At 58.6% G+C, this 12046-nt stretch carries 10 protein-coding genes; all 10 read right to left on the bottom strand.

What is annotated here, in order from left to right:
• Window positions 1–23: 23 nt before the first annotated feature.
• A complete protein-coding gene (locus VNL17_01450) occupies window positions 24–2084 on the bottom strand; it encodes an NAD-dependent epimerase/dehydratase family protein (protein ID HXI82736.1) in 2061 nt (686 codons plus the stop codon).
• Window positions 2081–3277: a glycosyltransferase family 4 protein gene (locus tag VNL17_01455; protein HXI82737.1), complete on the bottom strand. Its 1197-nt coding sequence runs from the start codon at window positions 3275–3277 to the stop codon at window positions 2081–2083. Before VNL17_01455 ends, VNL17_01450 begins: the two co-directional genes overlap by 4 nt.
• Complete coding sequence (locus VNL17_01460; protein ID HXI82738.1) at window positions 3274–4590, bottom strand: UDP-glucose/GDP-mannose dehydrogenase family protein; 1317 nt, start codon at window positions 4588–4590, stop codon at window positions 3274–3276. The genes VNL17_01455 and VNL17_01460 overlap by 4 nt, the downstream gene beginning before the upstream one ends.
• Window positions 4587–5891: a glycosyltransferase gene (locus VNL17_01465; GenBank protein HXI82739.1), complete on the bottom strand. Its 1305-nt coding sequence runs from the start codon at window positions 5889–5891 to the stop codon at window positions 4587–4589. Before VNL17_01465 ends, VNL17_01460 begins: the two co-directional genes overlap by 4 nt.
• Window positions 5882–6943, bottom strand: a complete 1062-nt coding sequence (locus tag VNL17_01470) for a glycosyltransferase (GenBank protein HXI82740.1) — start codon at window positions 6941–6943, stop codon at window positions 5882–5884. The genes VNL17_01465 and VNL17_01470 overlap by 10 nt, the downstream gene beginning before the upstream one ends.
• Window positions 6940–7953 carry a glycosyltransferase gene (locus tag VNL17_01475; protein HXI82741.1) on the bottom strand — a complete coding sequence of 338 codons (1014 nt, stop codon included), beginning with the start codon at window positions 7951–7953 and terminating at the stop codon, window positions 6940–6942. The genes VNL17_01470 and VNL17_01475 overlap by 4 nt, the downstream gene beginning before the upstream one ends.
• Before the next feature lie 33 nt (window positions 7954–7986).
• Window positions 7987–9420 (bottom strand): glycosyltransferase, encoded by a 1434-nt coding sequence (locus VNL17_01480; GenBank protein HXI82742.1) that lies wholly within the window; start codon window positions 9418–9420, stop codon window positions 7987–7989.
• Window positions 9417–10187: a class I SAM-dependent methyltransferase gene (locus VNL17_01485; GenBank protein ID HXI82743.1), complete on the bottom strand. Its 771-nt coding sequence runs from the start codon at window positions 10185–10187 to the stop codon at window positions 9417–9419. The genes VNL17_01480 and VNL17_01485 overlap by 4 nt, the downstream gene beginning before the upstream one ends.
• Window positions 10184–11452, bottom strand: a complete 1269-nt coding sequence (locus tag VNL17_01490) for a glycosyltransferase family 39 protein (protein ID HXI82744.1) — start codon at window positions 11450–11452, stop codon at window positions 10184–10186. Before VNL17_01490 ends, VNL17_01485 begins: the two co-directional genes overlap by 4 nt.
• Window positions 11436–12046 (bottom strand): hypothetical protein (locus VNL17_01495; GenBank protein HXI82745.1); only part of this gene is annotated, 611 nt, incomplete at its 5' end. The genes VNL17_01490 and VNL17_01495, both read right to left, overlap by 17 nt.

A 12046-nucleotide genomic window follows, 5' to 3' on the forward strand; every position in this document is an offset into this window, starting at 1 on the left:
CCGAGCGAGGCGAAGGGTGCATTCTATGTCAACAGCTTGCGCAGCGATTCGCGAGTGTGCGCTCGCGGTTGCCAGCCCAGTTGCTCCCGCGCTTTGGTGCAATCGAACACAAGCGGCGCGACGGCGGAGCGCAGGCGATACGGCGAGATCGGCGCGGGGCGTTTCAGCAGGTTGGCGAGTGCCTCGATGCCGCTTGCGGCGAAGCAGGCCAACTTCAGCGGGATTCGCCACACGTGCAATCGTGGTTCACGTTTGACGGTGTACAAACGCACGAGTTCCTCGCGGCTCATCAGTTCGTCGTCCACGAATTGGAAAACCTCGCCGCTGCGAAAGGTACTCTGTGTAGCCAGTACGATGGCCTCGACAACATCGTCCATGTGCACCAGCGGTAGCAGGTTCGAATCGTCGCCGATCACCACGAGCCGACCGCCGACGCGGATGCCAACAGCTGCGGAAATAAGCGGGCTCGTCTCATTCCAAATTTGGCCCGGACGTAGAATGACTGCCGACAACCCGCGTTCCTGCGCTGCGGCGCGCACGATGCGCTCGGCTTCGAGCTTGGCTTGCGTATAGTAGCCGCGTTGCTGCGGGGCGGGCTCAAGTGTCGCGGACTCGGTGACCGGCTGGTTGGCCGGGTGTCCCACCCAATCGATCACCGACAAGGAGCTAATGTAAACCATCTTCGGAACGTTGCGCTTAAGGCACGCGTCGACGACGTTTCGCGTGCCGGTAATGGTCGCCGCTTCATGTGCTGCCCAGCCGCCGCCCATCGCAGCGCCGATGTGAAACACCGCCGTGGCATTTTCCAGGGCACGGTCAACGGCTGCCGGATCGCCAAGGTCCCCGAGAACAACTTCGACCTGCGGATGATGCAGGATTTCAGAAGGAGGCAGTCGCCGCACAAACAAGCGGACGAACTCTTCCTCCTTGATGAGACGATTGACGAACGCGCGGCCGAGCTGCCCATTCGCGCCTGTCACGACCACAACCGGACGCCCGCTCGGCTGATATTGACTGTAGAGCTTCGCCTTGGCGTGATCGGCATCGCGCGCGACCCGCTCCGTCCACCGAACCACCTCGCGGCCTTGTTCCAGGGTTGCCGGCATTAATGCGCTGGTGGTAAGGGATTCGTAGAACGCGTGGACGAAATTGTGGAGTCCCTGATAAGGCTGGACTTCACCTGCGATGAAGAGCGCGGCGTTCCACATTAATTGCGCTGCTGACGAAATCGATTCGATCAACGCATTCACGACACGCTCGGCGGCCTTTGGCAATAGTGTGTGGCGGCGACGGGTGAGGTACATCGCGAAGAGGTCAGCGCGCAATGTGCCGCGAGTGCCCTGGAGGATGATCTGGTGCTGAAGCGGCTTGACGTTCCAGGAAAGCTGGATATTGGAGGTACCCTTCGCACAACGCGCAATCGCCCGCCACTCATCAAAGTGGAGATCCGGATCGCTGTCCTTCACGCCCGAGGCGCGGAATTCAGCGTGGACATCTTCGATGTTCCCGAGAAACTCTTGTGATAAATACAAAGCGTGCACACCGAGGTCGCGAAACGGATAGCCGCCCTCGCGATAATGTAAGGGCAGCGAGCCGCCACGATAGGGCGGGTAATTCGAACTGCGCAGGTAATCAAAGGTGAGGACTTCGCCAATCGCCCCGGCTTTTACCAACGCCAGCGCGCGCTTCACAATAGGATCGCCAAGCAACGAGTGGTTCACGCAGACACGCAGCCCGCGCGCCTGGCTTTCAGCTATGAGCTGGTCGCAATCCTCGACGCTCGTGGCCAGGGGCTTTTCCACAAGTACATGGCAACCCAGTGACAGCGCTTCGAGAGCGACCGCCACGTGGCTCGTCGGCGGTGTGAGCACGTGGACGACGTCGAGGCCCTCGGCAGCCATCACTTTGAGCGACGGAAAGGCGGCGATGCCAAAACTCTGCACCGTGGCTTTCGCGCGCGCAACATCGAGGTCGGTGATGCCAACCAGGCGCACGTTGGACAGGCGCTTCAGCGCCTTGATGTGAAACTCGCTGACGTACCCCGCGCCAACGAGACCGACACGATAGCTCTTGCCGTTGGTCATTTTCGTTTGCGAACCGCCTCCTGAAAAGCCTCCTCCAGATGTTCGTAGATCGCGCGCCAGTCATAGCGATCGAGGACAAGCTGACGGCCCCGTTCTCCGAGCCGCTGGCGCAGCGCCGCATCTTGTAGCAGGGAAACGGTGGCGCTGGCAAATGTTTCCGGATCATCCGCCAGCATCGCCGTCTCGCCGTGCGTCAGTGCAATCCCTTCGGCTGCCACGGCGGTGCAGACCACCGGCTTCTTCATGCACAACGCTTGAAACACGCGATGCTTCGTGCCCGCGCCTGCGCGCAATGGCATGACAATGACGGTGGCCCGGGCGACGTACTCGCGCATATCCGGCACGAAGCCGGTCACGATGACGCGGTCGCTCGCGAGGGCTTTCACGTTTTCAGGCGGGTTTTGCCCCGCAATGTAGAACTTCGCGTCGGGCACCTGTCGGCGGATAAGTGGAAGAATCTTGTCGTGAAAGTAAATGGCGGCGTCGGCCTGCGGCGGCCAACCGAGGTTGCCGAAATAAAGAATCGACCCCTGCTCGACAGCGTCGTCACGCGGTGTCCAGTATTCGACGTCCGCGCCGTTGGGAACCGTCGTCACGTCGGCCTCCGGGCAGATGCGTCTATACTCCGCGCGATCTTCATCCGAAAGCACGACGCACTTCTCGCTGGCGCGTGCCACGTCCTGCTGACGTCGCACCAATTTGCCGTACTGTGTCTGAATGAACGCCTTCTTGAGGGGATTGGCGGTAGTGCGCCCCATGCGCTGCCAGAGAACGTGTTCCAGATTATGGGCATCGTGCACAAAGGCGGCCCCGCGTTTGTGGCCGACATACTGGCTCATGTGCAGGAAGTGCGAGTGGATGACATCGATGCGCTCCTCGTCTGCGAACTTTTCCAGCGCGTGCGCCATCTCGGGCCTCCAATACTCGCGGATGATAAACGGGTCGGCGGTGACCAGGCTTTGGGCGGCGTTGACAAGTGCGCGTCCCTTCGTTCGCACAAGGTCGAGACCGACGATTTTCTTGCAGAAGGGCCGTAACGCGTCGAATTGCTCGCGGTCGCTTGGCTTGAACAAGAAGCAAAGCAGAGAGATCTCATGACGCTTCGCCGCTTCGCGCAGGAGGTTGAAATCGCGAATGACCGCGCCGTCCGTGAGCGGCCACGGGAATTTCGAGATCAGTGTAAGGATTCTCACCAGTACAAGCCGTGATACTGCGCGGTGGGGATTTTGGCGTTCTTCAGTGCAGCCACGAGGTCGACAACATGATGATGCGGAGAAATCAATCGCGGCAACCCGTGGTACTCGGGAGCGTTCTTGCAGACGACGAGCGTCTTGCTTCGCGCAACGACTTCCTCCAGCGAGGCCGATAGCAGCGAGTTGATGTGCGGCAGTTTTTCTTCAAGAAACCGCTTGTTGGCGCCGGTCAAACGGGTCAGTTCCACATCGGAATCGTGTATTGCCAATTTGAAACCTTTGCCCAGCAACGTCTCGGCCATAATGACAAGGGGACTTTCCCGCAAGTCGTCAGTGCCGACTTTGAAACTCAATCCCAGGATGGCAATCTCGCGGTGGCCGACCTCCGTTATGAAGTCGATCGTCCGCTGGATCTGGCTGAGGTTGCTGCGCGCGATCGCTTCCAGCATGGGCAGTTCGACATCGTTCTCGCGAGCCCGTCCGATGAGCGCGCGCAAATCCTTCGGTAGACAAGAACCGCCGTACGCCAGGCCCGGTTGGAGATACGTTTTGGAAATATTAAGCTTCGTATCGCGGCAAACGATGTCCATGACCTCATGGCTATCGATGCCGTGGGCCTTGCAGAATTGCCCGATCTCGTTGGCAAAGGTGATTTTCATCGCATGAAACGCGTTGCAGGCAAACTTGATGGCTTCCGCAGCGCGAATCGTGATGCGCACCTGGGGCGCATCCATGCAGCGGTACAGTTCGGCGAGCGCATCGCCCGCCCCGGCCAGGCGCTCGCCGATGACGACAAATGGCGGTTCGTAAAAATCGCGGATCGCCGAGCCTTCACGCATGAATTCGGGGTTGGCCACGACATGGAAATCCCGGCCCTCGTGTTTGCCGGACGCCGCCTCGATTTGCGGGATGACAATGCCCTCGATGCTGCCCGGCAACATCGTGCTGCGGACCACCACCGTGTGCGTTCCTTGTTTACTGCGCAACGCTTCGCCAATTTCACGCGAGACATGTTCAACGTGGGACAAATCAGCCTGTCCGCCTTTCTTGCTGGGCGTGCCCACGCAAATGAACGAGATGCTGGAGCTGCGAATCGCCTCGGCAGCGTCTGCGGTCGCACCGAAGCGGCCGGCGCCGTGAGTGTTCGCCAAGAGTTCGGCCAGCCCGGGTTCGAACAGCGGCGTCTGGCCCGCGTGGAACAGCGCCAGTTTATCGGGATTCACCTCAACGCCGATGACGTCGTGCCCCTTGTCCGCGAAACAGGCCGCCGTGACGGAACCAACATAACCCAATCCGAAGACGCTAATTCTCATAATGTTTGTGGTTCCGTTTGAAGATGGACTTCATGTCCGGCAATAACGACCCCGTGGCGTTTTTGGAGGGCCGCGTAGGCGCCTTGTAGTTGCTCTTTGCCGCTGATCCGCATGTAAACAGGGTCCGGTCGCCAGCACATGGGTGCAATGTCCCTCGTCCAGGGCAACCCGCGTTCTAGAGAATAGTCACGGATAATACCATTCAGTTTTTCGGTCGTCCGGGTGCTGGCAATATTTGCCAGCGCCCACGTGCGCGGTGAAAACGACGCGGAATGCTCCAGCATTTCATTAAGCTGCGTATGCATCGCGCCAGCCCGCAGCAATACGCCCGTTTGGGAGTTGATGTAGGTGCGCGACCCGACGTGTGCATTCTCCATCATTGCCACGGGAGCGTCAGCAAAAAGCGATTCCGCCACGACCACACACGATCCCTCGCGCGCGCTCAAGATGATCGACGTCTTGCTGTTGCATTGATGCTTTGTCACTTCATTGATGTTGGCGTCCCGGATCATCTGGATGCGGTCCGCCACGCCGAATGCCTTCGCCTCGCGGAGTACGTCGTTCGCAGTCCGGCCATCTGCATCCTGACCAATCAGCACAACGCGAAGTCGTTGCGACATTTTGCGCAGGGCGCGGAACAGGAGCCAGTGACGCTTGACGTGTGACCAACCCGCGACCATGAGGATGTCAATCTCGCGCTGGTTGTGGGGTTTTGGCTCGTAGAAATCAGGATTGATCCAATCGCTCGCCATAATCGGAATCGGCCGAATCTTGTGATCAAAACGCGCGTACAATTCCATGTCCGACGGATTGGAAATCTGCATGAATACCGGGTCAGGTCCCACACGCGCCAGCGCCCAGTGCGCGGGAAAATCAGGAGGCGACCATGACGACGCGCCGATCAGGAAGTAATCCTCAAGCAAATGTCTTAATTCAAAATGCTGTAGTAGCCGTAACCAATTATACTCGAACGAGACGTACAGCACGCCTTTCTCGCCGTCCACGCCCGGGGCTTTCAAAATTAGGCTCTTGGTGATTACCGGGGAGGAGAGTTGCTGACGATACCGCGACCAACCGATTCTCTTTTCCCGCCAGATCGCGGCATGTTCCGGGGTCAGCCACGGTGCGAGTTGTTGTTCCAATGAGCGTGACGGCCAGCGGCGATAGGATTGCGCGAGAGTCAGCAGTTTGTCTTCAGGTTGTGATTGCGCAAGCGACTGCAACCGCAGCCCGACCGCATGGAGTTTCCAGATTGCGGGGCTGTTACGCAGCGCGTCGGCAATTTGCAGTTCTAGTTGCAAACAATCTTCTCCAGCACACGGAGCAACGCGCGTGCATTCACATCCCAATCGAATTGTGAGACGGATGCGCGGATTGCATCGTGATCCCATTTCGTGTCGAACGCCTGCCGCAGCGCTTCGGCAAGCGCATTTGAGTCGGAGGGTGCCACCAGAAAACCGTTCACGCCTTCCTGTACTATTTCGGGCAAGCCACCGACATTCGAGGCGACCACAGGCAAACCACACGCCATGGCTTCGAGCGCCACGTTGGGTAGCCCTTCGTTCAAACTCGGCAGGCATAGCACATCGGAGGCGTTCATCCACAACGGGATCTCCTCGTGTGGCCGTGTACCAACGCATCGGCATGCAGCAATCTTTTCCGGACCACTACCGACAAAGACAACTTCGGTGTCTTGCAATCGCTCGGCGGCGCGCGCCAATACCGTTGGTCCTTTAACGGGCAATAAGTTGCCAACGTAAAGCACGCGACGACGTTTCGGATCGAGCCCCAATTGACGGCACGCTTCAACCCGGTCGCGACGTTGGAATTTTTCGCGGTCAATTCCGTTGTAATCGATCACCGATTCAACTCCTTCGGCGGCGAGGTGCGACTGCAGGGCCTTGCTCTTGGCAAAGACCACGCGGCTGGCACGCAAGGCACGCAGGATCTGTTGTTTGCGCGTTGGATTCTCAAAAAGCACATTCACATCGCTTCCGAGTACCGCTGTGGCGAAAGGAAAGTTTAACTTCTCGGCCACAAGCATCACGCCGTACGCATCGGGATACGCCCAGCTCACGAGCGCCACATCGAATCGTTCACCGCGAATGACAGGCTCGATGGCCCGCGCAAACAGACGACCGTTAAATGAACGCGAGAGCACAGGCACATGAAAAAACCTCGGATGAATCACCCTTACATCCGCACGATTCTCGTCCGCCATCGCTTGGTTGGTTGGCGCGATCACCGTCACTTTGCACAGTTTCGACAGCGCGGCAACCTGCTGGGCGTTGAAGACGCCACGCACCGGTTCCGTGGCATTGGGAAACAGGTTGGACACAAACAGCAGTTTCATGCTGCCAACCGCCGCCACAGCTCTTCGTAGCGTTGGATCATCGCCGCGACGCTGTAGCGTTGGCGGGCGACCTCGCGCGCTGCGGCGCCAAGGCAGCTGGCCAGCTCGCGATCGGTTAAGAGTCGTTCGATGGCCGCGCGTAATGCCGTCGCGTCGTCAGGTGGAACAACGAGTCCGGTGACTTCATGTTCGATCAATTCCGTGTTGCCGCCGACTGCCGTAACAACGATCGGGCACGCGGCGGCCATGGCTTCCAGCAGGGCGATACTCATGCCTTCGGTGCTCGACGAGAGCACAAAGACATCGAATCCCGCCAACAACTTCGCGATATCGGCACGTTGACCAAGGAATTGGGCCTGCGGACCAGCTTCGCGTTCCAATTCTCCACGCAGGGGGCCATCGCCAACGAAAACCAGTTCGAAATTGGGAATTGCGGCGACGGCACGCAACAACAGTGCATGGTTTTTCTCCGGCACCATCCGTCCGACCGTCCCTACACGTCGCCCTGGGGTCAATCGCGGTAACTGGAATCGGTCCACACAAATTCCGTTTGCGACGACTGCAAGGCGGTCAGCAGTTACGCCTTCCTGTTCACGCGCCTCACGGCCAATTTTCTCCGAGACGGCCACCGTCAGGTCCGTGAAGTGTGCGGCCCAGCGATTCAGGCGAAAGGCACGGGCTTCCTGGCCGAGGTTCTTGCCGTGTTCCGTGTGCAGCACTTTAACACCCGCGAGTTTGCCGCCGATCGCCCCGTAGAGGTGGGCGGCGGAATTGTGGGTGTGGATCACATCGACCTTTTCAGCGCGTGCGAGGCGCGCAATCTTCCAGAAGAGCCGCCAATCAAAGCCGGGTCGTTTGCCAAGCGTGACGACGCGCGGCGCTTCGCCACCCCAGGCCCCCGGCTCTTCCAGGCAGCAAATGACGAACCGAAATTCCTCGGAGGCATTCTGGACAAGGTCCAGGACAACGCGTTCCAGTCCGCCCACGCGCAGACTGAGTACGACTTGCATCACAGTTTTAGGCGGTTGCACGAAGGGCACACATTATTCGACAAATTTCATTTTGCGCATGGCAAATACCGACATGCGCAGCAGGAGCCAGCCGTGTTTGAAACGGCTGATGTTGGTCGTGCCATAGGTACGGGCGAAATAATGGATGGGAACCTCGATGATCTTCAGATTCAGTTTCGCCGCACCGAAGATCAAATCGAAATCACCGAAGGGATCGAAATCGTCGAAGTAGGAGCGGTTGGCGGCGATTTGATCGTAGTCCGCTCGGTAGAGGACTTTGGTGCCGCAGAGTGTGTCCTTAAACCGCTGGTCGAGCAGGTAGGTGAAGGCAAGGCTGAAGAACTTGTTGCCCAGGATGTTGAGAAAACGCATCGCCTGGTCCTGCATCGGGTAGACGAGCCGCGAACCGTGGATGAAATCCCCCTGGCCGCTGATCAGGGCTTTATAAAACTTCGGCAGTTCTTCCGGCGGCACGGTGAGGTCGGCATCGAGGATCATCAACACATCGCCGGTTGCGGCGTCAAAGCCCTTGCGTACGGCATCACCCTTGCCGCGTCCGTTGCCCTGCGGGATGAACTTCAGGTCGCGTTCGGGATGGGCGGCAATCGCGCGCTGGATTTCCTCCGTGGTCCCGTCGTCGGAGTTGCCTTCCACAAAGATAATCTCCATGTGGCGACCGAGCTGCGGGGTGCGGCGAATGGCCTCCTCGACGTTTCCGCGCTCGTTGCGGGCAGGAATGACCACGGAGCAACTGGGTTGATCGACGCGCGGCTCAGGTTTGAGGCGGGCGACGATCACAGACGTCAAGGCCAAATGGCGAAATACCGGCAGGTTTACCAGAAAGCGGTTACAGAGCATGGACAATAACGGCACGCGTTTGGGCAGGAGCAGGCGGGACGTTTTGCGGATGACCTCGAAACCGGCCAGATCAAGGAGATTGGCCACATCGGCGGCGCCCAACCAATTCTGGATGGGTTGCCGGGCCTTCAACCCCAGATGTTCACCGGCATTGAGAACGGGTTCCCAGAGAAAATTGTAGTAGGAGATTACGATACGTGTGCGCGGCGAGCAAACGCGGCGCAGGTTTTCCAGGCTACGCTGGACGTCATAGAGGAAGCCCAGCACGTCAGAAACCACAACGTAGTCAAATTTCTCGTCGAGCTGCAGGTTCTCGAGATCGTCCACCCGGAACTCGAGGTGTGGATGGCGTTCGCGGGCGATCTGAATCATATTCGGGCTAAGATCGATTCCCACGCCGCGCGCCGGTTTTAACGAGGCCAGCAACTGGCCGGCGCCGCAACCAACCTCAAGTACCGAGCGGTTGGGCGGGATGAAAAAGGCAAACGTCTTCCCCAATTGCTGGTGGTAATAGCGGTTTTTCTCCACCCAATGTACGCGTGCGGGCGCGAGAGTGTCGAAATATCTCACGATGGAACTGCGATCGGGTGTGGAAGCGGCGGTGTTCATGCGGCTTTTTCCAGGACGACAATCACTCGCAGCGATAGTGTGCGATTCTGGAACAGGCGAGATTGTTCGAGGCGGTGGAGCGCCAGCAGCACGGGGCCGGGCAACAACGAACGGTACGAGAACCCGCCCGAGAGCGGGTAGGCGAGAAACTCGCAGTAGCTGATGCGCCTGATCCGCAGGTCGCGGACCTCCTGTTCGACCCGTGCGAGGGTGAGACGCGGAATCGCGGCATTGCCATCCCAAGCCTCCTTCGAGACGGTGGACTCCTCAAAATCAAAATCCACGCGCTCGTGATGGAGATAGCGGTAGACGAACCGGCCCCAGACCGAAACGAACGGTTCAATCAACAAGAGGCGGCCGCGCGGGCGCAGCACCTCGGCGGCATGTTTCAGGAAAGCCAGTGGACGGGCGAAGTGGTGCAGCGCGTCCACCATCACAATGTTGTCCACGCTTCTCGTTGCCAGGGGCATTTGCAAGGCGTCGGCCTGCACATCAATATATTTGCCCGCCAGAATGTCCAGGGTCCAGCACATGCGCCCACGCGTCTCAAGCCAGCGTTTAAAATTGCCCGTGCCGGCGCCGACCTCAATGATCGACCCTGGCCGTAGTTCGGCGGCGATGTTTTCGTACCAGGTTTCGTATAGTCGACGGATGATCAACTTACGGTTCCAGACCCGCTCATACGCCGCCAGTAATTGTGCTTCATCGGCGTTCCCCCACACCGGGCGCACCTCGGAGTTGAGCAGGAGATTTTTCAGCGATCTCAATGTTTTTCCGCCCTGAGTTTGGAACCTTCGGGGGACAATAACGCAACCAAGCCGACGGCAGCCGCAGCCAGCAGCAAGGGGATGGCGGGGACAAAGTACCGGACCATCGGCATCCCCGCGGAGACTACGCCGTAATAATACCCGATGTAGAGGACCAACAGCCACGCCAGCACCTTGGTTTCTGCCCGCTTCCACAATCGAATTGTCCCATAGATGGCCAGAAGAAGGGTGGGAATTTGCAACAGAATCAGCGGTAGGTGCGCGGACGGACGGTCTTCCGTGGCATAGAGCGTTCGCGCGGCCTTCAGGAACAAGACCCCGATGAGGGCGGCGGGCTGATGCAGCAGGTCCTTGTACTGCTGCACGGCCATTTGCAGGCGCCAGTGTTCCCGATTGAAGACAGTGTTGTTCGTCGGAGGCTGCATCCCCCGGGCGATCATTTCACTTTCGATTTCATTCGCGGTAACGCGCTGGGCTTTGCCGTACGCGGTGAAGATGCGGGGATCAGAGCCCCACCACAGATTCGTGCCGATGCCGCGGGTGCTGACTGCGAAATGGCCGAAGACCACGTAATTCCGGTACGCCCACGGCAAGAGTACGGTGATCGACGCTAGCAAGTACGCAAGCCAGTGGGTCATGCGGTTGGTTTTCATCCTTCGGGTCGCAAGGAACATCACGGCCGTAGCAACATACGGCAGGAAAATGGGGGTGCTCTTGGTTAGAATCGCGAGTCCGAGTAGAAATCCCGCCAGCGCGAAACGCCACAAGGAGGAAAGGTCAATGGCCCGATACAAGGCCACGAAACTGGCAATGACGAAGAAAACGAGCAAGGGCTCGTCATCTACATTATTGCCCAAATGTAAGAGGAGGGGATGCAACGCGAAAGTGGTCGTGAAAAACAACGCGGCAAGCGCCGGGCATGTTTTCAGTAGCAACCAACTCAGCGCTATCGCTGTCCCAATATCGAGAACGATGTGAACGATTTTCACTCCCAGCAATGAATTGCCCGTTAGCATCTGGCAGCCAGCCACGAGGAAGGGATACGCCGGAATAAAATAACTATCGGGATTGCCTTCTTCATCTGTGTAACCGCGGCCTTCGGCGATGTTTTTCGTGAGCGCCAACAGGCTCGGGGCATTCCCGTAGGCCATGCGGTTCGGCGCAATGGCGACGAATGCCACCCGCGGGATGGCGACCGCCAGGGCCACCCACAAATAAAAGTGCGGCTTCAGTCTCTCGGCGAATTCTTCAAGTCTTGACAGCATGCACACCCCGCAGTTTGTCCCACAGCCAAAGCGCGCTGACACAGGCAAAAATGATGCACAGTCCTTCGATGGGAAAACGAAAGCGGACAATGCCAGAAAAAATCACACAGGTTACTTCCACATGCAATATCGCCAAATGGAGCAACCATTCCGGCTGGCGGTTGCGAATGGAAGGGAGCAGCGTGAGAAAGAAAGCGGGCAAAAACAGAACCAGCACCGGCCCCCAGGTTGCGAGCATGGCAACTCGAGCCAAAGTCGAGTTGCTTCCCCGGAGAAACGGGGTCATCGACCGCCGCAGTTTCGCCTGAATCAGGTAGCACCACCGGTCGGGATGTTCTTTGAGCCAGCGTGTGGCCAAATTGACCGCCAGATGGTCCCGTTCGACTTCGCTGGAACACGAAGCGAAGGCATCGCGATATTCCGGAATCAACGTTGGGAAAACTTGGTGTCCATAGTAATCCGGGTTGTAAGCGACCACGGAATTGTTGCCACCCAGCATCGTATCGCCGCCCTCGGTGGCCAACGGAATGAACTCACCGAAGACCCGATAATTGCGGGCGATCCAGGCGGTCAAGGTCAGCAGTGAGATCAGCG

The sequence above is a fragment of the Verrucomicrobiia bacterium genome (assembly GCA_035577545.1).
Classification (GTDB): domain Bacteria; phylum Verrucomicrobiota; class Verrucomicrobiia; order Palsa-1439; family Palsa-1439; genus Palsa-1439.